Source organism: Rhizobium sp. NPDC090275, assembly GCF_044772225.1.
GTDB lineage: Bacteria > Pseudomonadota > Alphaproteobacteria > Rhizobiales > Rhizobiaceae > Rhizobium.
In genome coordinates this window covers 252,732-272,446 of the sequence record NZ_JBIVYL010000003.1, presented here as the reverse complement: position 1 = coordinate 272,446, position 19,715 = coordinate 252,732, and the positions used below count along the sequence as shown (strand labels likewise).

The 19,715-nt window shown below is 63.5% G+C and carries 20 protein-coding genes; 11 read left to right on the top strand and 9 right to left on the bottom strand.

Annotation, left to right across the window (positions count from 1 at the left end; all coding sequences use genetic code 11):
• Nucleotides 1-30 precede the first annotated feature (30 nt).
• Nucleotides 31-1,080: an aldo/keto reductase gene (locus ACIQUB_RS09255; RefSeq protein ID WP_113239228.1), complete on the bottom strand. Its 1,050-nt coding sequence runs from the start codon at nt 1,078-1,080 to the stop codon at nt 31-33.
• 329 nt (nt 1,081-1,409) lie between these two features.
• Between ACIQUB_RS09255 and ACIQUB_RS09250 the strand changes: the two genes are divergently transcribed.
• From ACIQUB_RS09250 to ACIQUB_RS09235, 4 genes are all read left to right on the top strand, one after another.
• Nucleotides 1,410-2,753: a TadE/TadG family type IV pilus assembly protein gene (locus ACIQUB_RS09250; RefSeq protein ID WP_113239229.1), complete on the top strand. Its 1,344-nt coding sequence runs from the start codon at nt 1,410-1,412 to the stop codon at nt 2,751-2,753.
• Nucleotides 2,754-2,764: 11 nt separating this feature from the next.
• Nucleotides 2,765-3,283 carry a TadE/TadG family type IV pilus assembly protein gene (locus tag ACIQUB_RS09245; protein ID WP_162737596.1) on the top strand — a complete coding sequence of 173 codons (519 nt, stop codon included), beginning with the start codon at nt 2,765-2,767 and terminating at the stop codon, nt 3,281-3,283.
• Nucleotides 3,283-3,810 carry a TadE/TadG family type IV pilus assembly protein gene (locus tag ACIQUB_RS09240; protein ID WP_112944574.1) on the top strand — a complete coding sequence of 176 codons (528 nt, stop codon included), beginning with the start codon at nt 3,283-3,285 and terminating at the stop codon, nt 3,808-3,810. The genes ACIQUB_RS09245 and ACIQUB_RS09240 overlap by 1 nt, the downstream gene beginning before the upstream one ends.
• A 65-nt stretch (nt 3,811-3,875) precedes the next feature.
• Nucleotides 3,876-4,580 (top strand): HAD family hydrolase, encoded by a 705-nt coding sequence (locus tag ACIQUB_RS09235; RefSeq protein ID WP_113239231.1) that lies wholly within the window; start codon nt 3,876-3,878, stop codon nt 4,578-4,580.
• 12 nt (nt 4,581-4,592) lie between these two features.
• On the opposite strand, the gene ACIQUB_RS09230 is transcribed toward ACIQUB_RS09235, so the two are convergent.
• Together ACIQUB_RS09230 and ACIQUB_RS09225 are read right to left on the bottom strand one after the other, a co-directional pair.
• Entirely contained in the window at nt 4,593-5,093 is a 501-nt protein-coding gene (locus tag ACIQUB_RS09230) for a hypothetical protein (RefSeq protein WP_402929295.1), read from the bottom strand.
• Nucleotides 5,090-5,719 carry a DNA-3-methyladenine glycosylase I gene (locus ACIQUB_RS09225; protein ID WP_018898551.1) on the bottom strand — a complete coding sequence of 210 codons (630 nt, stop codon included), beginning with the start codon at nt 5,717-5,719 and terminating at the stop codon, nt 5,090-5,092. The genes ACIQUB_RS09230 and ACIQUB_RS09225 overlap by 4 nt, the downstream gene beginning before the upstream one ends.
• A gap of 212 nt (nt 5,720-5,931) precedes the next feature.
• Here ACIQUB_RS09225 and ACIQUB_RS09220 point away from each other — a divergent pair, with 212 nt between their 5' ends.
• Nucleotides 5,932-6,675: a L,D-transpeptidase gene (locus ACIQUB_RS09220; RefSeq protein WP_111561782.1), complete on the top strand. Its 744-nt coding sequence runs from the start codon at nt 5,932-5,934 to the stop codon at nt 6,673-6,675.
• A 123-nt stretch (nt 6,676-6,798) separates the two neighbouring features.
• Nucleotides 6,799-7,470 carry a L,D-transpeptidase gene (locus tag ACIQUB_RS09215; protein WP_111561781.1) on the top strand — a complete coding sequence of 224 codons (672 nt, stop codon included), beginning with the start codon at nt 6,799-6,801 and terminating at the stop codon, nt 7,468-7,470.
• A gap of 43 nt (nt 7,471-7,513) precedes the next feature.
• Here the strand turns inward: ACIQUB_RS09215 and ACIQUB_RS09210 are convergent, their stop codons facing one another.
• The 4 genes from ACIQUB_RS09210 to ACIQUB_RS09195 all read right to left on the bottom strand — a co-directional run bounded on the left by ACIQUB_RS09210 (nt 7,514) and on the right by ACIQUB_RS09195 (nt 12,231).
• Complete coding sequence (locus ACIQUB_RS09210) at nt 7,514-7,951, bottom strand: hypothetical protein (protein ID WP_113239232.1); 438 nt, start codon at nt 7,949-7,951, stop codon at nt 7,514-7,516.
• A 73-nt stretch (nt 7,952-8,024) separates the two neighbouring features.
• Nucleotides 8,025-9,353, bottom strand: a complete 1,329-nt coding sequence (gene glcF / locus ACIQUB_RS09205) for a glycolate oxidase subunit GlcF (protein WP_113239233.1) — start codon at nt 9,351-9,353, stop codon at nt 8,025-8,027.
• A 239-nt stretch (nt 9,354-9,592) separates the two neighbouring features.
• Nucleotides 9,593-10,795 (bottom strand): FAD-binding protein, encoded by a 1,203-nt coding sequence (locus ACIQUB_RS09200; protein WP_113238530.1) that lies wholly within the window; start codon nt 10,793-10,795, stop codon nt 9,593-9,595.
• Complete coding sequence (locus ACIQUB_RS09195) at nt 10,792-12,231, bottom strand: FAD-binding oxidoreductase (RefSeq protein WP_402929292.1); 1,440 nt, start codon at nt 12,229-12,231, stop codon at nt 10,792-10,794. Before ACIQUB_RS09195 ends, ACIQUB_RS09200 begins: the two co-directional genes overlap by 4 nt.
• Nucleotides 12,232-12,365: 134 nt before the next feature.
• Here ACIQUB_RS09195 and ACIQUB_RS09190 point away from each other — a divergent pair, with 134 nt between their 5' ends.
• The gene (locus ACIQUB_RS09190) at nt 12,366-13,262 is read left to right on the top strand and encodes a LysR family transcriptional regulator (RefSeq protein WP_113238528.1); all 897 of its coding nucleotides are present in this window, start codon (nt 12,366-12,368) and stop codon (nt 13,260-13,262) included.
• A gap of 3 nt (nt 13,263-13,265) precedes the next feature.
• On the opposite strand, the gene ACIQUB_RS09185 is transcribed toward ACIQUB_RS09190, so the two are convergent.
• Entirely contained in the window at nt 13,266-14,117 is an 852-nt protein-coding gene (locus ACIQUB_RS09185) for a LysR family transcriptional regulator (protein ID WP_113238534.1), read from the bottom strand.
• 101 nt (nt 14,118-14,218) lie between these two features.
• Between ACIQUB_RS09185 and ACIQUB_RS09180 the strand changes: the two genes are divergently transcribed.
• On the top strand, nt 14,219-15,217 hold the full coding sequence (locus ACIQUB_RS09180; protein WP_402929290.1) for a zinc-dependent alcohol dehydrogenase family protein: 999 nt from the start codon (nt 14,219-14,221) through the stop codon (nt 15,215-15,217).
• Nucleotides 15,218-15,263: 46 nt separating this feature from the next.
• Here the strand turns inward: ACIQUB_RS09180 and ACIQUB_RS09175 are convergent, their stop codons facing one another.
• Entirely contained in the window at nt 15,264-16,421 is a 1,158-nt protein-coding gene (locus tag ACIQUB_RS09175) for an adenosylhomocysteinase (protein WP_113238526.1), read from the bottom strand.
• A gap of 445 nt (nt 16,422-16,866) precedes the next feature.
• Between ACIQUB_RS09175 and ACIQUB_RS09170 the strand changes: the two genes are divergently transcribed.
• The 3 genes from ACIQUB_RS09170 (at nt 16,867) to ACIQUB_RS09160 (ending at nt 19,697) form a co-directional block, all read left to right on the top strand.
• Nucleotides 16,867-17,379, top strand: a complete 513-nt coding sequence (locus tag ACIQUB_RS09170) for an NUDIX hydrolase (protein WP_113238525.1) — start codon at nt 16,867-16,869, stop codon at nt 17,377-17,379.
• Nucleotides 17,380-17,443: 64 nt separating this feature from the next.
• Nucleotides 17,444-18,943 (top strand): inorganic phosphate transporter, encoded by a 1,500-nt coding sequence (locus tag ACIQUB_RS09165; RefSeq protein WP_113238524.1) that lies wholly within the window; start codon nt 17,444-17,446, stop codon nt 18,941-18,943.
• 13 nt (nt 18,944-18,956) lie between these two features.
• Complete coding sequence (locus ACIQUB_RS09160) at nt 18,957-19,697, top strand: 16S rRNA (uracil(1498)-N(3))-methyltransferase (protein ID WP_402929287.1); 741 nt, start codon at nt 18,957-18,959, stop codon at nt 19,695-19,697.
• The last annotated feature ends 18 nt before the right edge of the window (nt 19,698-19,715 follow it).

The window sequence follows — 19,715 nt, the reverse complement described above, 5'->3', positions numbered from 1 at the left end:
TGCCTCGGCGTCCAGTCTTTCACTAGGCGCTTAGGCCTTCGGTTCGAACGGCGCGGGGCGGCGGCCGGCACCCTGGCGGGAGAGCATCCAGCCGGGATATTCGGGGGCGAGTTCGCTGACCTCGTCCAGCTTCTTGAGGTCGTCTGCATCGAGTTTCAGTCCGACGGCCGCGAGGTTCTGGTCGAGCTGTTCGATGCGCTTGGCGCCGATAATGACAGTCGTGACGAAGGGCTTCGCAAGCACATAGGCGAGCGCCACGGTGGCGACGCTTGCGCCGTGCTTTTCGGCGATCTCGCGCATCACGGCGACGCAGGCCCAGGCGCGGTCCTTGTCGACAGGCGGGAAGTCGAAGGCAGCGCGACGGCCTTCGCCGTTACCCGGCGCGCCGGGGCCGTATTTGCCCGAGAGCAAGCCGCCGGCGAGCGGCGACCAGACCATCAGGCCAACCTTTTCCTCGTTCATCATCGGCACGATGTCGCGCTCAAGATCACGGCCGGCAATGGAGTAATAGGCCTGCACGGTCTCGAAGCGGGCGAAGCCGCGACGCTCCGAAATCCCAAGCGCCTTGGCAATACGCCAGGCCTGCCAATTGGAGACGCCGACATAGCGGACAAGGCCGCGCGAGACGAGATCGTCCATCGCGCGCAGCGTCTCGTCGATCGGGGTTACGCTGTCGGTGCCGTGGATCTGGTAGAGATCGATGTGATCGGTCTGCAGGCGCTCGAGGCTCTTTTCGACGGAATCCATGATGTGGCCGCGCGAGGCGCCGCGATCGTTCGGCTTGTCGCCCATCGCACCATAGACCTTGGTGGCGATGACGACATCCTTGCGGGCGACGCCGAGGTTCTTCAGCGACTGGCCGAGCAGCTTCTCGGAGTCGCCGAAGGAATAGACGTCGGCGGTATCGATGAAATTGACGCCTGCCGAGAGCGACCGTTCGACGATCGCGTCGGCCGCCTTCTGGTCGACATCGGCGATGGCGCCCCAGGGGCTTTTGTCGTCGGCGGCGCCGAAGGTCATGGTGCCCAGGCAGATTTCTGAGACGAACAGGCCGGTATTTCCAAGCTGGTTGTAACGCATGGTCAAACGTTTCCTTGTGAGGACCGCCATGAAGCCGGCGGAGGGAATGATCCCGGTTCTATGATTTTTGGGCGGCGCGGCGCTGGGGTGGCGGCGCCTGCCGCAGGCATGAACCCATCAGACATAAGTTGCGCGTGCACGGTTTCAGCGGCTCATGCGATACGCAGGGGTTGCGTCAACATAGGTCGCTCGCAACTCATTGGCGCGCAACCGTGATTGCACCCAACAATTCTCGCTCTTAGTGATTGTATTTACAGCACTTTCCGAGCGGATTCATAAAATTCTAATTGATACCCACCTAAACAATCCTCGCAGATGCGGGGGCAATCATGACATCCTTGGTTCAGCTTGTGAGTTCACTGCTGCGCAACAAGCGCGGCAATGTGGCGATGATCGTCGCGCTGCTTTTCGTGCCAATGGTCTTGGCCGGTGGCGCCGGGGTCGATCTCGCGCGCTATGAAGCGGTGCGCGTGGAAATGCAGGACGGGCTCGACCGCGGCGTGCTCGCAGCGGCGTCGCTGTCGCAGAAGCAGAAGACCGCCGATGTTCTCAAAAGCTATATGAACAATCTCCCCTACGGTGCTGACGTGGCCATCGACTTTTCCGAGGCGACGGCGATGAACTCGCGCAAGATCTCGGCCAACGCCTCCTACACGATCAACACCGCCTTCATGCATCTGGCGGGCGTCAAGACGTTGACGATCAAGACGGCGTCAAGCGCCGAGGAGGCCAAGCAGAATATCGAGCTGTCGCTGATGCTCGACATGTCGGGCTCGATGGTGGGAAGCAAGATCAAGAACCTGAAGATCGCCTCGCAACAGTTCATCGACCAGATCCTGACCGACGACACCAAGGACTATACGACGATCAGCGTCGTGCCTTATGCCGGCCACGTCAACGTGGGTTCCGCGGTGTTCGACAAGCTCGGCGGCTCCCGCCTGACTGGCCAGTCGCAGCCGACCAAGGATCCGAACTACAAGGGGTCATGCTTCGAGCTCGACAATGCGGGCTTTGGCAGCGATGCGATCCCGAGCTTCAAGGCACGGTCGAACCTGCCGATCTTCACGAACTGGAACTACAACACGACGGACAAGGAAAAGAGATGGTGGTGGTGTCCCGGCGAGGAAGACGCGATCACCTATTTCTCCAACGACGCGACCTATCTGAAAGCCCGACTGAGCGCTTTGCAGCTCTATGACGGGACCGGCACGCAGAACGCCATGCAGTGGGGATATATGCTGCTCAACCCAGCTTCATCGAGCATCGTGCAGGCGGCGATCGCGAGCGGGCAAATGTCCTCGAAGTTCTCCAACCGCCCCTCCAGCTTCAGCGATGCCGATACGATGAAGGTGCTCGTCTTGATGACGGATGGTGTGATCACCGCGCAATTCCGCCCGAACGACTACAAGCGCTCTCCGGATCTCAGCCCGAGCAACTACACGATGTCGGGCAACACGGCGACCTACCTGAGCAATATCTGCACGACCGCCAAGGGCAAGGGCATCACCATCTTCACCATCGGCTTCGAGCTCGGCAGCGACACCACCGCGATCAACGCCATGAAGAACTGCGCGACGAGCTCCGCCCACTTCTACCAGGCCTCCGGCTCCGGCATCGGCGACGCATTCAAGTCGATCTCGACATCGATCCGCAAACTGAGACTGACGCAGTAATGAGAATTGGTTTGTTCAGTAGCGCGCGCCAGCTTTTCGGCGACACCAAGGGCGCGGCGGCGATCGAGTTCGCCATCCTGGCGCCGATCGTCTTTGCCGTCATCTTCTCGATCTTCGAGGCTGGCTTCATCATGACGCAGTCGATCATGCTCGACCGCGCCGTCAGCCGCAGCTCGCGCGCGCTGCAGATCAACGGCGCCAAGATGAGCTATGCCGACTTCAAGGCTTCGGTGTGCAAGGAAGCCGTGATCCTCAGCGATTGCGTCAAGTCGATCCGCATCGAGTTCACGCCGGTGACCAAGGCGTCCGACTTCCCGACGACGGGCACGCCCTGCGTCGACCGGTCCGTCGCCATCGATCCCGTCACCAGCTACAATTCCGGCCAGCCGTCGCAGATCATCTTCACCCGCGCCTGCTATGTCGTCGATCCGCTGGTGCCAGGGCTCGGCTTCGGCCTGAGTTTCCCGAAGGACAACACCGGCGCCATCCAGCTGACCTCCAGCTTTGCCTTCGTCAACGAGCCGACCTGATGTTGAAGCACGCCTTTTCCCGCCTGATCCGCGAGCGCTCCGGCGCATCCGCAATCGAATTCGCCCTTCTCGCGCCGATCCTGTTGTTCTTCTTCCTGGCGAGCATCACGGTGTTCGACATGTACCGGACCTATCAGAATATCGTGCAGGCCAACGGTATCGTCGCCGACGTGATTTCGCGCCAGACCTCGATCGACAATACCTTCGTGTCCAACCTCTACAGCGTCTTCACGCATCTGCAGCAGAACAGCACGGCCCCGATCGCGCTCCGGATCTCCAGCATCAAGAAGACCGCCGGCGTCTACAAGCTGGATTGGACGAAGGAGAGCGGTACGGCCGGCCTGTTGAAGGCGCAGGTTCTGAGCAGCTCGACGCTGCCGCAGCTGACGGACGGCGACTCGGTGATCTATGTCGAGGGCGCGGCCAGCTACACGGCGATGACCAGCATCATGGGCTTCGGCAGCATGACGTTCGCGGAAACCGCCTTTTCACGCCCGCGCTTCATCGGCGCCATCGTCTATCAGTGACGCCATCCCTTGCGGCGAAGGCGCGAGGCTCCTAATTGTTTTTGAGTGAACGAGAGGGTGCGCCCATGACGACCCGCACGCTGACCACGATCGGCTTCGATGCCGACGACACGCTGTGGCAGAACGAGCAATTCTACCGGCTGACGGAAACGCACTTCACCGAACTGCTCTCGGACTATGCCGAGGGTACGGTGGTTTCGGACCGGCTGCTGGCCGCCGAGAAGCGTAATCTTCAGCATTACGGCTTTGGCATCAAAGGCTTCACGCTGTCGATGATCGAGACCGCGATCGAGATTACCGAAGGCAACGTGCCGGCCTCGGTGATCGCGCAAATCCTCGATACCGGGCGGGATCTTCTCTCGCATCCGGTCGAGACGCTGCCCGAAGTGCGCGAGACGCTGGCGGCGCTTTCCGAGCATTACCTGCTCGTGCTGATCACCAAGGGCGACCTGTTCGACCAGGAGCGCAAGCTGGCGCAGTCCGGCCTTGGCGATTTCTTCCATGCCGTCGAGATCGTTTCCGACAAGACGGCGGTTACCTATCGCCGCATCTTTTCCAAGATCGGCGGCGGGCCGGAGCGGGCGATGATGGTGGGGAACTCGCTGAAATCGGACATCGTGCCGGCAATCGCCGCCGGTAGCTACGGCGTGTTCGTGCCGCACGAACTGACCTGGGTGCTCGAGCATGTCGAGGAGCCGACGGAGGCGCCGCGCTTTCGCAAGATCGAACGGCTCGGCGAATTGCGCGGCGTGATCGACAGCCTCGGTTAAACGAAGCTCCGCTTACTTGCGGGACGGGAAGAGCGGCGACGGCTTGCTGTCGTCGGTGGGGGCCGGCGCGGGTGTTGCCGGCGCGGCCGAGGCTGCCTGCGGTTCCACGAGAATGCTGTAGGGGGCGCCGAGGCCGCGTCTTGGAGAGGCCTTGGAATAATAGGGGCGAAGCAGCCAGGTGGCGTCCTGCTTGACCGTGGTCTGGAAGGTCTGCCCGTCCTCATCGGTGCCGAAGATCGCCTCGTCGTCGGGGGCCGCGAGATCGAAGATCGCGAGGAAAGCGAACTGGCTCTTCGTCGAGAAATCGATTTTCACATGCTGGCCGGCCTTGACGGGCAAGGTGTAGACCTTGCCATTGCCGAATTTCGTCCAGCCCTTCAGCTCCATCGTTGCCGCCGGAAACTGCAGCTTTTCCAGCCTTTCGCCGCGCTGCAGCTCGGGCGTCTGCGCCATAGCGGCGGGCGCGATCGCGATTACGGCGATCGCCATTGCCATCAGTTTCAGTTTTTTCATGGACGTACCAATGCGTCGCGCATCGCCTCTACTTCGGGACGGCAGTAGCAGCCTTCGAGATGATCGTTGACGAGACCCATTGCCTGCATGAATGCGTAAACTGTGGTCGGGCCGACAAAGGTCCAGCCGCGCTTCTTCAAATTCTTGGATATGGCGACCGAGGTGGGCGTCGTGGGGTTCGCCATGATCGTGGCGCGATCGACCACCTTGGGGCGTTCGTTGTGACCGGGCTCATAGCTCCAGAAATAATGCGCCAGCGAGCCGAACTCGTCGCGCAGCTCTATCGCGCGCTTGGCGTTGTTGATCGTCGAAACGATCTTGCCGCGGTGGCGGATGATGCCGGCATCGGCCACGCAACGCTCGACATCCTCATCCGTAAACAGCGCCACCTTCTCGAAATCGAAACCGGCGAAGGCAGCGCGGAAATTCTCGCGCTTGCGCAGGATCGTGAGCCAGGAGAGGCCGGACTGGAAGCCTTCGAGGCAGATCTTCTCGAACAGGCGGATGTCGTTCACGACCGGCCTGCCCCATTCCTCGTCGTGATAGCGCAGATAATCCGGTAGGTTGCCGTGCCAATGACAGCGGCTCTTGCCGTCCTCACCGATTGTAATGCCTGTCTCGCTCATCACGTTCCATTCGTTTCAGCGGCTGCGAATCCGGCTTTACCATTTGCAAACCCTGTTTCCAAACCGAACGATAACCCTGACGAAAAGTTTATGGGCCAGTTCGGCTTTTAGTGAACGCGGGTTTACCATTCGCTGGCGAGCGCGGTGGCAGCATGATCGGCAGGTGGCGGATGCCGCCCGTCCATTTTCGGCCATTGTAGAGAGTTCGTCCGATGATGAAATCCGTTTTGCTCGCCGCAGCCCTGCTCGGCGTCTTTTCCACGGCCGCCCTTGGCGACGACCGTTACGTTTCCCGTCCGCCAGTCGTGCTGAGCCCTGATCTCGCGGCACCGTGGATCATGCAGCTCAGCGGTGGCAATGTTCGCCCCGTCGTCTACCAGCGCCCCGTCATCGTGCAGCAGCAGCGCGGGCTGTTTGCGCCGCGCGCCGTTCGTCGCGCGCCGGCAGCACAGCAGGTCTCGGCGATCAATCCCGGCGTCCCCGTGATCCGCGGCCAGATCGAGCCGCAGTTCCTGCCGCAGATGGTCGACTACCAGACCAAGGAAGCGCCCGGCACCATCGTCATCGATACCAACAACCGCTTCCTCTATCTGGTCATGGCAAACGGCAAGGCGCGTCGCTATGGCGTGGGCGTCGGCAAGCCGGGCTTCGAGTGGGCCGGCGTTCACAAGGTGACCCGCAAGTCCGAGTGGCCGGACTGGACACCGCCGTCGGAAATGATCAGCCGCGAGGCGGCGAAGGGCCATTATCTCCCGGCGCGCATGGATGGCGGACCGGAAAATCCGCTCGGCGCCCGCGCCATGTATCTCGGTTCCACGCTCTATCGCATCCACGGCACCAATGCCCCGTGGACGATCGGAAGCGCCGTTTCCTCGGGCTGTATCCGCCTGCGCAACGAGGACGTCGTCGACCTTTACGAGCGTGTCAAAGTGGGCACGCGGGTCATCGTGATCTGAATTTTCTTATGGCGGCAAGGACACACCTTGCCGCTTACCCCCGCATTTTCAGGGTTTCCAGCTTGAAATCCCGGTCGATTCCGTTAGCTTTGCCGGCGATCGTGCCTTGAGAGGGAAATCGAAATGAAGAAAGTGTCTCTGCTCGTGGCGGCCGTTGCCGTTGCGATGTCGGGTATGGTGGCCGTTGCCAGCGCCGAGCCCGTGATGACGGCGACAGACGCCGTTCGTGGCGTCAAGCACAGCCAGCAGGTCAAGCCGCAATACAAGAAGCGCGTCGTCCGCCTCATCACCAATGAAGCGCCGGGCACCGTGATCGTCGATACGGTCAACAAGTATCTCTACCTCGTCGAAGGCCGCAACAAGGCCACGCGCTACGGCATCGGTGTCGGCCGCGAAGGCTTCGGCTGGTCGGGCGTGGTGAAGATCGGCCGCAAGGCTGAATGGCCGACCTGGACGCCGCCGGCCGAAATGCGCGCCCGCGAGGCCCGCGCCGGCCACAACCTGCCGGCCGTCCAGCCGGGTGGCCCGGACAATCCGCTCGGTGCCCGCGCCATGTATCTCTACCAGGGCGGCCGCGACACGATTTTCCGTATCCACGGCACCAACCAGCCCTGGACGATCGGCCTCAACCTGTCTTCCGGCTGCATCCGCATGGTCAATGACGACGTTGCCGATCTCTACGACCGCGTTCCCGTCGGCACCAAGGTGATCGTCGTCGGTCCCGGCAACAAGCAGGGCAACGTCGCCTTCGACGACCGCGGCATCGACGTTCTGAGAACGATCTTCGGCGGCTAAGGCCTCATGTCATGAAAAGAAGGGCGGCTGGAATTCCGGCCGCCTATTTCGATCCGCAGCTGACCTTGCCATTGAAGGCCTGCGGCGCCGTACCGCCCTCGATCGCGAGTTCGTAGGTGCCGGCAAAGGCCTTGGCATTGTTGCGCTGCTCGGCCGACACGATCAGATTGGCCGTCTGGCCACCCGCCGCTTTCCCACCATCATAAAGAACCTCAAGCCTGAGCTCGCCGGCATGCGACCAGTGGTTCGTCAGGCTGTCGGAATCGAGATCGATCCGGCCCAGCGGCTGCGGCGCGGTTTCGTTCTTCAGAATGAGCGCACCGCGGAAGTGATTGAGCACGTGCCCGTTCTCCGCCTTGAAGCCGCTTTCGACAGTGAAGCGCACATTCTTGTCGTCGGCGGAACAGAAGAAACGGCTGTCGGCGTGTGCGACTTCGGTGGCGCCAACAAGAGCGGTGAACGCCAGGATGAAACGATGCATGCTTGAGCTCCAAATGCCGCCGGACGATCCGGCCGCGTCAGGCTAGCCCGAAACCCTTAAATTTTTCTGGCCGCTAATTTTGTTGACCGTCAACTTGGCTGGCCTTCAATTTCTCCGGCCTCTCGCCGCCATAGGCCCAGTCGAGCAGCTCGACCGTGTGCAATATGGGGATCGCGGTGGCGGACGCGATCTGGGTGATGCAGCCGATATTGCCAGTCGCGATGATATCGGGTTTCGTCGCCTCGATATTCTTCACCTTGCGGGCCTTCAGCGCGTCGGAAATATCCGGCTGCATGATGTTGTAGGTGCCTGCCGAGCCGCAACAGAGGTGACCTTCGGCCGGATCGCGCACGGTAAAACCCGCCGCCTTCAACAGCTGCTTCGGCGCCATGGTGATCTTCTGGCCGTGCTGCATCGAGCAGGCGGAGTGATAAGCGACCGTCAGCCCCCTCGGCATGTGCGAGGGCAGATCGAGCGTCGCCAGGTATTCGGTGACATCGCGGGCAAGCGCGGAAACGCGGGCGGCCTTTTCGGCGTAGGCTGGATCGAGCCGCAGCATGTGGCCGTAATCCTTGATCGTCGTGCCGCAGCCGGACGCGGTGATGATGATCGCATCGAGCCCGCCCTCCTCGATCTCGCGGGTCCAGACATCGACATTGGCGCGGGCGCTTGCCAGCGCCTGTTCCTCGCGGCCCATGTGATGGACCAGCGAGCCGCAGCAGACTTCCCCCTTGGGCACCACGACCTCGACGCCGAGGCGGGTGAGAAGCCGGATTGTCGCCGCGTTGATGGCGGGGTCGAGCACCTGTTGGGCGCAGCCGGTGAGGATCGCCACGCGGCCTCGCTGCTCGCCCTGCTCCGCCGTGTGAATTGCCGGCGTTGCCAGATGGGAGGGTGCGGGCAGGCTGCGCGGGGCGAGCGCCAGCATGGCGGCGAAGGGTTTGAGAGCCTGATGGCGACGAAAGAGGGCTTCCAGCGGCCTGCCGAGGCGGGCCAGTCGAAGCGCCATGCGGAAGCGGCCGGGATAGGGCAGGACGGCGGCCAAGATGCCGCGCGTCAGCCGGTTCATGAAGGGGCGCTTGTAGGTCTTTTCGATATGGGCGCGGGCGTGATCGACGAGGTGCATGTAATCGACGCCGGAGGGACAGGTCGTCACGCAGGCGAGGCAGGAGAGACAGCGGTCGATATGGGTGACCACCTCCGTGTCGGCCGGGCGGTCGTTTTCCAGCATGTCCTTGATGAGATAGATGCGACCGCGCGGACTGTCGAGCTCGTTGCCGAGCGTGACATAGGTGGGACAGGTGGCGGTGCAGAAGCCGCAATGGACGCATTTGCGCAGGATCTGCTCGGAGGCGGCGACATGGGGATCAGCTAGCTGGGCGGGGGTGAAGTTGGTTTGCATGTCAGGCTAACGGGCCCCTGTTGTCGTGCGCGTCGCGGGGCGGAACAAACCCCTCCCCAACCCCTCCCCACAAGGGAGAGGGGCTAACCTAGGGGGGCCGTCCTGCTTCATTCTCTCGCTAGCGGGTGTTGAATGGTCGCGATCTCTGGCAAGGACGTCGCGCCCAGCAAGCCCCTCCCCCTTGTGGGGAGGGGTTGGGGAGGGGTTCTTCCCGCACATAGCTGGAGACCACACCATCACTATCCCCCCATCTTCCCCGGACTGAAAATCCCCGCCGGATCGAACTTCTCCTTCACCCGCGCCGACAGCAGCGCCACGGCATCGACCTGGGGCTCAAACGCCGGTGTCGCCGCGCGCATCGCATCAGGCGCGCGCATCAGTGTAGCGTGGCCGCCGCCGAGTGCGTGCATGAAACGTCGCAGCAGGTTCGCTTCGGCGTCCGCTTCCATGCGCATCCAGACGAGACCGCCCTGCCAGTCGTAGAAGGCGTCGACGCCGGTCTCTAGCCTCAGCGCCGCGACCAGCTGATGGCCGATCGACGGCGCGACCGAGACACGCCAGACCGGGCGCGGGCCGCCGTCGGCGTAGGGTTTCACGTCGCGGATCTCGCGCCAGAGGGTGGCGCTGTCGTCCTCACCGAGGCGCGCGACCGGGCCGAAGGCGGACATGGCGGCGGCCAGTTTCTCGGCTCTCGTCGCAACGGAGGCCGGCAGACCTTCGATGCGCAGCACGGTCGCCTCGCCCTCGGGCAGACGATTGCCGAGAAAGCTCCAGGCGACGGTCATGGGCAGGTGGGCGGCGCCTGAGACCTCGACCGGCATGGCCATTGCGGCGGCCATGGCGTTGGCTGCCTCGGCGTCGTTGAGGCCCGAGATCACGATCGTCGCTTCCGACTTCGGCCTCGGCGGCACGCGGAAGGTGACCTCGGTGATGAGGCCGAGCGTGCCGTGCGAGCCGGCCATCAGCTTGACAAGATCGAGACCCGTGACGTTCTTCATCACCCGACCGCCGGCCTTGATGGCCTCGCCACGTCCATTGACGAAGCGGACGCCGAGCAGGCTGTCGCGGGCGGCACCTGATATCAGACGGCGCGGGCCGGAGACATTGGCCGCGAAGACCCCGCCGATGGTCGGCTCGCCGGATGTGCCCATGAGGGGGCGGTGATCCATCGGCTCGAAGGCCATGGTCTGACCGCTCTTAGCCAACGCCGCCTCGATTTCGGCAAGCGGTGTTCCGGCGCGGGCGGTGAGCACCATCTCGCCGGGGTTATAGGCGACGATGCCCGAGAGCGCGGTCGAGCGCAGGCGGTGTTCGGCTGTGACAGCATTGCCGAAACCGGAGCGGGTGTTGCCGCCTGCGACGGCAAGCGGCGTGCCCGCCTGCGCATGGGCGCGGATGATCTCGGCGGCCTCTTCCTCTGTACCTGGGCATAGCTCGATCATGCGGGTTGGCGCCCTTCGAGCGGGAAGACCTTGGAGGGATTGAGCAGCCAGCCGGGATCGAAGGCGGCGCGGACGGCCATCTGCTGGGCGAGATCGGCATCGGAATATTGATGGCGCATCAGATCACGCTTCTCGATGCCGACACCGTGTTCGCCGGTGAGGCAGCCGCCGGCATCGACGCAGAGCTTCAGGATCTCCATGCCGGCCGCCTCGGCGCGGGCGGCGTCCTCGGGATCGTTGGCGTTGAAGAGGATGAGCGGGTGCATGTTGCCATCGCCGGCGTGGAAGACATTGGCGACGCGCAGGCCGTGACGCTCGATGATCTCGGAGGTCTTCTTCAGTACGTAGGAGAGCTGGCTGAGCGGCACGGTGCCATCCATGCAGATATAATCGGCGATGCGGCCGGTGGCGCCGAAGGCGGATTTGCGGCCCTTCCAGATCAATGCCGCTTCCGTCGCCGACTGGCATTCGCGCACGGTGCTGACGCCATGACGGCGGGCGATGTCGACGATATCCTTCAGCATGTCGTCCATCTCGGCTTCCGAGCCCTCGACTTCGACGATCAGCAAAGCGCCGACATCAAGGGGATAGCCGGCCTTGGCGAAGGCCTCGCAGATCTCGATCGCCGGCTTGTCCATGAACTCGATGGCGACGGGGATGATGCCGGATGCGATGATATCAGCGACGCAGGAGCCCGCCTCCTCCGAGGTCGCGAAACCGAAAAGCACCGGGCGGGCCCCTTCCGGCTTGGCGATCAGGCGCACCGTGGCTTCCGTCACGATGCCGAGCTGGCCCTCGTGGCCGCAGACGAGGCCGAGGAGATCATAGCCGCCGGCGTCCAGCCCCTTGCCGCCGAGATCGATGACCGTGCCATCGACCAGCACCATTTTCACGCCGAGCAGATTGTTGGTGGTGACGCCGTATTTCAGACAGTGGGCGCCGCCGGAATTCATGCCGATATTGCCGCCGATGGTGCAGGCAAGCTGCGAGCTCGGATCCGGCGCATAGAAGAAGCCGTCGGCGGAGACGGCTTCGGAAATGTTGAGATTGGTGACGCCGGCCTCGACGACCGCGGCGCGATTGAACAGGCCGATCTCGATGATGCGGTTCATCTTCGAGACGCAGACGACAACAGCATCCTCTTGCGGAATGGCGCCGCCCGAGAGCGACGTACCGGCGCCGCGCGGGACGACGGGGATGCCGTATCGATGGCAGTATTTCATCACCGCCGCCACTTCAGCCGTGCTGCGCGGAAGCGCGACCGCAAGCGGCATGCGGCGGTAGGAGACGAAGGCGTCGGTCTCGAAGGGCATGAGTTCGCGCGGCTCGGAGACCAGGCATTCCGGTGGCAGGAGATCGGCGAGATCGGCAATAATCTGCCGGCGGCGCGCCATGACATCGGCGCGCGGGGCGAGAAACGAAATGGCGTCGGACATGCCTTTCCTCCCTTCTCCATATCAGGCGAAACCGGCTGTATCCTCCATACTGCCAAGGCTTCGGGCTTAACACTTTCCCCAATTCGGCGCAAATGCTAAGCACTTATGACAAAATAAGAAATTATCGGGGCGACATGACCAATCTGGGGGATCTCGAAATCTTCGCCAAGGTGGCGGCGACGGGCAGCATGTCGCTCGCCGGGCGGGCGCTCGGCTTCTCGCCGGCGGTGGTTTCCAAGCGCATCAAACGGCTGGAAGACCGGCTGGGCACGCGGCTCTTGCAGCGCACGACGCGGCAGATTTCGCTGACCGAAGCCGGCCAGGGTTTTTATGACCGGGTGCTCGGCATTCTGGCCGGGCTCGAGGAGGCGGAGTTCTATATTTCCGGCCGCTCGGCGCAGATGCATGGGACGCTGAAGGTCTCGGCGCCGACCTCGTTTGGTCGCATGCACATCGCGCCGCATCTGAAGCGCTTCATGGACGCCCATCCCGATCTCGCCATCAACCTGGTGCTCTCCGACGAGTTCAGCGACATCGTCGGCGGCGGCTTCGACCTGGCGATCCGCATCGCGGAGCTCACCGATTCCAGCCTCGTCGCCCGCCGCCTCGCCCCGGTGCGCCGGGTGCTCTGCGCCTCGCCGGATTATCTCAAGGCGAATGGCACGCCTGACAGCATCGACGATCTCAAGCGGCATCGCTGCCTGCCGGCGCACAATAACGATGTCTGGCGGCTTGAGGGGCCCGAGGGCGCGCTGTCGATACGGCCGGAGGGGATGCTCACCACCAATTCCAGCGAGGTGATCCGCGAGGCGGTGATTGCCGGCCTCGGCATCGCGCTGCGCTCGACCTGGGATATCGGCGCGGAGCTGAAATCCGGCCAGCTGGTGCAGGTGCTGCCGGCCTATGAAGGGTCGCGCAACGTGACGCTGTCGGCCGTCTACCCAAGCCGCCAGTTCCTGCCGGCCAAGGTGCGGCTGTTCATCGATTATCTCGCCGAGCTTTATGGGCCGGTGCCTTACTGGGAGCGGTGACGGTCAGTTGGCCAGCCGCTCGATGACGTGATCGAGCAGCGCGCGCAGCCGCGCCATGCGCTTCATATCGCGGTGGTAGCCCACCCAGGTATCGCGCCCCGGCGGCGTTTCGCCGAGATCGACCCGCTCGATCGCGCCCATGCTGTCGCCAAGCGGACGCGGCAGCACGGCGAGGCCGGCGCCGTTGGCGCAGAGCGTTGCCTGCACATCGCGATTGTTGCTGCGAAGCGCGATCGACGCCTTCGGCAGCAGGCGCTGGAGCCATAAGACATCGGGCATGCCGCCGAAGGCTTCATCCATGGTGACCAGGCGTGCGCCCTCCCCGCTTCCTGCGACCGGATGCGGCAGGCCGCGCTTGATGTAGAGGCCGTATTCGATGCGCAGCAGCCGGCGGGAGATCACTTCCGGCTCCGTGAAGGGCGCGATGCGGAAGACGAGGTCGGCCTCGCGCCGGGAGAGGCTGAGCAGGCGGCTATCGGTCAAAAGCTCGACGACGACCTTGGGATAGGCGAGCGAAAACTCGGCGATGGCGGGCGCCAGCATATGGGTGCCGAACCAATCGGAGGACGAGAGACGCAGGAAGCCGGTGAGGTCGCTGGCGGTGCCGGCGAGCTCGCGCTGCAGGGCAAGCGCCTCCTCCTCGATCCGCTCGGCATGGGCGAAGACCGCCACGCCTTCGTCGGTCAGCACGAAGCCATCGGCCGTGCGCTGGAAGAGCGTCTGGCCGAGCGCTGCCTCAAGGGCGCGCAGACGCCGGCCCATGGTCGGTTGCGTCAGCCCAAGGCTGCGCGCCGCCGCACCCAAGGTGCCAAGCCTGGCAATGGCCAGGAACAGCCTGAGATCGCTCCACTCCATGGTCATCCAAACATTTTTGCATGATATTCATACATTATCTATGATTTCCATTCGATCTTCAACGGCGCATCCTTCTTTCACAAACACGAAAGGAGTGTTCCATGTCTTCGAAATCCACGATGAAAGCGCTTGTCGTCGACGCACCGCAGGGCGCGTTTCGCCACACCGAAATCGCCCGGCCCGACGCTGCCAAAGGCCAAGTGCTGGTGCGCATCCAGGCGAGCGGCGTCAATCCACTCGACACCAAGATCCGCGCCGGCAACGCCGCCCATGCCCGCCATCCCCTGCCCGCTATCTTCGGAATCGACATGGCTGGGATCGTCGAGGCGGTCGGCCCTGATGTGACCGGTTTCCGGCGCGGCGACGCGGTCTACGGCATGACCGGCGGGGTCGGCGGCATTCAGGGGTCGCTGGCCGAGTTCGCAGCTGTCGACGCCGATCTCATCGCGCTCAAACCGAGCAATCTGTCGATGCGGGAAGCCGCCGCGCTGCCGCTCGCTGCGATCACCGCATGGGAAGGGCTTGTGGACAGGGCGAAGGTCGCGAGCGGCCAGCGTGTCCTCGTCATCGGCGGTGCCGGCGGGGTCGGGCATGTCGCGGTGCAGATCGCCCGGGCTGTCGGCGCCGATGTCTACGCGATCGATGGCGCGGCGAAGGCGGACTATCTCCGCAGCCTCGGCGCCACGCCGATCGACCGCGCCGTCGGCACCATCGAGGATCACGTCGCGACCTATACCGCGGGGCGTGGCTTCGATGTCGTCTACGATACGGTCGGCGGCGCCGGGCTCGACATGGCGTTCAAGGCGGTCGGCCGGTTCGGCCGTGTCGTCAGCGCGCTCGGATGGGGCACGCATGCGCTGGCGCCGCTCTCCTTCAAGGCGGCGAGTTATTCCGGCGTATTCACGCTGCTGCCGCTGCTCACAGGCGAAGGCCGTGCGCATCACGGCGAGATCCTTCGCGAGGTGACGCGGCTAGCCGAAGCGGGCAAGCTGTTGCCGCGCATGGACAGCCGGCGGTTTTCTCTTGCCGATGTCGTCGAGGCACACAGGTTGATCGAAGGCCGTGAGGCTGAGGGCAAGCTGGTGATCGAGATCGATTGAGGCTCGCGCGCCGGGGCTCCTGCGGCCCCGACAGCGGCTGGAAAGCCTACCGCGCCAGATCGAGATAAGCGTTTGCCACCATCGCGTCGATATCCGCAGGGACCGGCACGATGCAGGCTTCCGGACCGACGCCGCGCTTGGCGACGCGCTCCAGGCAGCGGACCTGTAGGGTGAAGCCGAGGTCCATGGATTCCACCGAGTTCCCAAGCGGGCGCGGGCCGGCGAGGTTGGCCATGTGGCCGCCGCCCAGGATGTGGATGGCGCGGCCGTCCTTCATATGCAGGGTCTCGATGCCATCGGCCTCATAGCGGTCGGTCGCGACGACGTCCTCGTGGGCGCGGAAAGCGGTGACGTCGATCTCGTTGGGGAAATGGCCGCCGTTCATCAGGATGGCGCCGTTCTTGATCAGCGGCAGGTCCTTCAAGGTGATGATATCGGGATGGCCGGTGACGGTGACGAGCACGTCGGCGGAGCGGATGGCGTCATCGCGCAGCGGTGTGACGAAACCATCCAGATGCGCTTCGAGCGTGGTGACAGGATCGATATCGACAACGCTCACCTGCGAGAAGGCATTGCGGAGACAGGCGGCCGTGCCCTTGCCGCAGGCGCCATAGCCGAACACGGTGACGCGCTTGCCGTTGGTGGAGCGGTTGGTGAAACGCATGTAGCTCTCGAACAGGCTCTGGCCGACGGCATGCTTGTTTTCAGCGAATTGCTTGATCGGGCTGTCGTTGATGACGAGGATCGGCATGTTTAGCCTGTCACGCAGCGGCAGCAGACGGGTGCGGCCGGAGGTGGTCTCTTCGGTGCCGCCCAGGAGATTGGCGTAGGGGCTTTCCGCGGCGATGGCGAAGAGATCGCCGCCATTGTCGAGCAGCAGATCCGGCTTTTCGGCCACCACGGCAACAAGGCTCTGGTAGTGCGCGGCGGGATCGGTGGTCTGGGTAGCGAAGACGGTGATGCCCTGGCGGCGCAGATAGTCGACCGTCGCGGGCTGGGTGCTGTTCAGGTTGCCGGTGCAGACCAGACGCGCGCCGCCGGCGCCGAGCGTCATCAGAAGCGCCACCGTTTTCGGTTCGAGATGGATACCGGTGCCAATCGTCAGCCCCTCGAAGGGACGAGTGTCGCGGAACTCCGCCGCCGTTGCCTGCAGCAGCCGGCAGCTCCCTCCGATCCAATCGATGCGCGTTGCTTCCGATACCATGAACCATCCTCCTGTTTTCGACGCATTGATAAGCCGAATGGCGGGTGGCGACCAAGGATATTTTTCGCCGAGAGTGACGCAAACACGACGACTCATTGCGCCGGATCACCTGTCCCAGCGGGCTTTGAGTGGCTAAATTACCCCTTCAGGATGTTAGCCGGGCAATCTTTTCTGTGGAGAACCGACGCAGAATCGCCAATGTTTGGGCCTATCGGCATGCGTCATCACGTCATCATTGATTATGACGAAAGCCAATATCATATTCTTTGGTACTCGACGTGACGGAAATAGAGCATTCGATGGCGGTTTTTTGAAACCGAAGCCAAAACGAAAGGCTCTATTGATAGTATCAAGCCTGAACCGAAAGCAAACCACGCACATGGATCGCGCAAGCTTTCCATGAGACACTAATATACGCACCCAACCGATAAAGGTGACCCGACCGTTGAGCCTACTTGCCCGCCTCGCCTCCGATGTCCAGCTGATGTTCCGGCGCCCTCCGCGCCAGCAGTATGCTGCGCTCTGCTACCGGACGAAGGGCAAGACCGGCGCGCTCGAAGTGCTGCTTCTGACCAGCCGCGATACCGGCCGCTGGGTGATCCCCAAGGGATGGCCGATGGACGGCAAGACCTCGTACGAGGTCGCCGCCCGCGAGGCCTACGAGGAAGCCGGCGTGCGCGGGACGGTCGAGAGCCAGACGATCGGCTGCTACCACTATCCCAAGGTGCTGAAGAACGGGCTGAAAGTGAACTGCAAGGTTCAGGTCTACGTGCTCGAGGTCTCTACGATCGCCAAAAACTTCAAAGAGAAGGGCGAACGGCGCTTCGACTGGGTTTCCTGCGATGAAGCAGCCAAGCGCGTCAACGAACCCGAACTGCGCGATCTCTTTCTGCTCTTCAAGCGCCGCATGGCCGAGCCGCTTGAACCGTTGACGCTGCATCAGATTCCGGCTGAATGATTCCTGCCATCTTGCGCTGCTAGAATTCGCGGCGCAAAAGCGGGCCTCAATCACAAGGAACAGCATGGCCGACCGTCCCACCGTCCTCACCAAACGAACGCTCGACAAGGATCTCGACAAGCTCACGCAGGTCGAGGACGCGTCGAAATACGTCTCGCGCAAGCTGGTGGCGCCGGGGATCGGTCTCGTCTTTCTCGGCCTCGCGATGCTGTTTGCCGCGATCTACGTCTTCGATCGCCCCGGCGCCGGCCTGGTGATCGCGGCGGCCGCCCTTGCGGCTTACATGGCCATGAACATCGGCGCGAACGACGTGACCAACAACGTTGGCGCTGCCGTCGGCGCACGCGCCATGACCATGGGCCAGGCGCTCGTCATCGCCGCTATCTTCGAGATCCTCGGCGCGACGATATCGGGTGGCGCCGTGGTGAAGACGATCTCGTCGAGCATCGTCGACGCGTCGCAGATTCCGCCCGCCACGCTCTCCTGGATCATGATGGCGGCGCTGATGGCGGCCGCACTCTGGATCAACCTCGCGACATGGCTGAACGCGCCCGTTTCGACCACGCACTCGATCGTCGGCGCGGTGATCGGCGCGGGCGTGGGCGCGCTCGGGCCGGGGCCGGTCAACTGGCGGGTCCTGGCCGAAATCACCTCCAGCTGGATGACCTCGCCGCTGATCGGCGGCGTGATTGCCGCCGGCATGCTCTATCTCGTCAAGACGCTGATCATCTACCGCGAGGACAAGATCACCGCGGCCAAGCGCTGGGTGCCGGTGCTCATCGCGATCATGGTGGGCGGCTTCACGGCCTACATGATCCTGCAGCTTGAACGCATGAACGCGTTCTCGGCGTCAACGATCATCCTGCTCGGCATTGCCGCGGGCGTGGCCGGCTGGCTGGTGGCGCGGCCGCTGGTCAACATGCGGGCGCAGGGGCTGGAGAACCGCAACAGCTCGCTGCGGGTGCTGTTCCAGATGCCGCTGATCGGTGCGGCGGCGTTGCTGTCTTTCGCGCACGGCGCCAACGATGTGTCCAACGCCGTCGGCCCGCTCTCGGCGATCGTGCGCGTTTCCTTCGAGCAGCCGCTCGTGCGCGGGCTGGCTCCTCCGCTCTGGGTGATGCTGATCGGGGCACTCGGCATTTCGGTCGGTCTGCTGCTCTTCGGGCCGCGCCTGATCCGCCTCGTCGGTGAACAGATCACCAAGCTCAATCCGATGCGCGCCTATTGCGTGGCGATGGCGACGGCCTTCACCGTGATCGTCGCCTCCTGGCTCGGACTGCCGGTCAGTACGACGCATATCGCAGTCGGTGCGGTATTCGGCGTCGGCTTCTTCCGCGAATGGTACACCCGGAACTCCAAGCGCCGGATCGAATATATGCGTCGCAAGGCCGAGGTCTGGATGCTGGAGGAGCCCGACGATCCCAACACCCACGAGGTGCGCAGGCGCCGGCTGGTGCGGCGCTCGCACTTCATGACGATCATCGCCGCCTGGGTCATCACCGTGCCGGCATCCGCTTTGCTTGCGGCCGCGCTCTATTGGGCTATGGTCGCGCTCTTCGTTTAGCCAGGACATTTCGATGCGCGCCAATTTCAGAATGCAACGGCTGTTCGTCGCCGCACCCCTCTCCAAAGGAGTGGCTGCGGAGGCGACGCCGGACCAGTATAATTATCTGGCCAATGTGCTGAGGATGGGCGATGGGGCCGAGATCCTCGTCTTCAACGGCCGCGACGGTGAATGGAAGGCAAGGCTTTCGCTGCCGACCCGCAAGCGCATCATGATCGTGCCGGAGGAGCAGACCCGGCCGCAGCCGGAGCCTTCCGACCTGCATTATCTCTTCGCGCCGCTGAAGGTGGGGCGGCTGGATTATCTCGTGCAGAAGGCGGTCGAGATGGGCGCCGGCGTGCTGCAGCCTGTGATGACGCAGCATGTGCAGGGCAAGATCAACAATCTCGACAAACTCCGAGCCAACGTCATCGAGGCAGCCGAGCAATGCGGCATTCTCGGCATCCCTGACGTGGCCGAGCCGGTGCGGCTCTTCGACATGCTCGACGGATGGCCGAGCGACCGGCGGATCATCTATTGCGACGAGGGCGATGCCGGGCAGAACCCGCTGCCGATCCTCTCGGCGGTGAAGGAGCGCAAGCTGGCGCTGCTCGTCGGGCCCGAGGGCGGGTTTTCCGAGGACGAGCGCGCGCGGCTCAGGAGCCTCGATTTCGTGACCGCGATCCCGCTCGGGCCGAGAATATTGCGCGCCGATACCGCAGCCGTTGCCGCCATGGCAGTGATACAGGCGGCACTCGGCGACTGGAACCAATAGCCGCGTGGGCAACGGGCC

Excerpts from the sequence above, each read along its gene's own strand:
- ACIQUB_RS09180 (WP_402929290.1), top strand. The coding sequence starts at position 14,219 with ATGTCTTCGAAATCCACGATGAAAGCGCTTGTCGTCGACGCACCGCAG.
- ACIQUB_RS09250 (WP_113239229.1), top strand. The coding sequence starts at position 1,410 with ATGACATCCTTGGTTCAGCTTGTGAGTTCACTGCTGCGCAACAAGCGC.
- glcF (WP_113239233.1), bottom strand. The coding sequence starts at position 9,353 with ATGCAAACCAACTTCACCCCCGCCCAGCTAGCTGATCCCCATGTCGCC.
- ACIQUB_RS09220 (WP_111561782.1), top strand. The coding sequence starts at position 5,932 with ATGATGAAATCCGTTTTGCTCGCCGCAGCCCTGCTCGGCGTCTTTTCC.
- ACIQUB_RS09190 (WP_113238528.1), top strand. The coding sequence starts at position 12,366 with ATGACCAATCTGGGGGATCTCGAAATCTTCGCCAAGGTGGCGGCGACG.
- ACIQUB_RS09240 (WP_112944574.1), top strand. The coding sequence starts at position 3,283 with ATGTTGAAGCACGCCTTTTCCCGCCTGATCCGCGAGCGCTCCGGCGCA.
- ACIQUB_RS09185 (WP_113238534.1), bottom strand. The coding sequence starts at position 14,117 with ATGGAGTGGAGCGATCTCAGGCTGTTCCTGGCCATTGCCAGGCTTGGC.
- ACIQUB_RS09215 (WP_111561781.1), top strand. The coding sequence starts at position 6,799 with ATGAAGAAAGTGTCTCTGCTCGTGGCGGCCGTTGCCGTTGCGATGTCG.
- ACIQUB_RS09200 (WP_113238530.1), bottom strand. The coding sequence starts at position 10,795 with ATGATCGAGCTATGCCCAGGTACAGAGGAAGAGGCCGCCGAGATCATC.
- ACIQUB_RS09235 (WP_113239231.1), top strand. The coding sequence starts at position 3,876 with ATGACGACCCGCACGCTGACCACGATCGGCTTCGATGCCGACGACACG.
- ACIQUB_RS09195 (WP_402929292.1), bottom strand. The coding sequence starts at position 12,231 with ATGTCCGACGCCATTTCGTTTCTCGCCCCGCGCGCCGATGTCATGGCG.
- ACIQUB_RS09210 (WP_113239232.1), bottom strand. The coding sequence starts at position 7,951 with ATGCATCGTTTCATCCTGGCGTTCACCGCTCTTGTTGGCGCCACCGAA.
- ACIQUB_RS09255 (WP_113239228.1), bottom strand. The coding sequence starts at position 1,080 with ATGCGTTACAACCAGCTTGGAAATACCGGCCTGTTCGTCTCAGAAATC.
- ACIQUB_RS09225 (WP_018898551.1), bottom strand. The coding sequence starts at position 5,719 with ATGAGCGAGACAGGCATTACAATCGGTGAGGACGGCAAGAGCCGCTGT.
- ACIQUB_RS09160 (WP_402929287.1), top strand. The coding sequence starts at position 18,957 with ATGCGCGCCAATTTCAGAATGCAACGGCTGTTCGTCGCCGCACCCCTC.
- ACIQUB_RS09165 (WP_113238524.1), top strand. The coding sequence starts at position 17,444 with ATGGCCGACCGTCCCACCGTCCTCACCAAACGAACGCTCGACAAGGAT.
- ACIQUB_RS09230 (WP_402929295.1), bottom strand. The coding sequence starts at position 5,093 with ATGAAAAAACTGAAACTGATGGCAATGGCGATCGCCGTAATCGCGATC.
- ACIQUB_RS09175 (WP_113238526.1), bottom strand. The coding sequence starts at position 16,421 with ATGGTATCGGAAGCAACGCGCATCGATTGGATCGGAGGGAGCTGCCGG.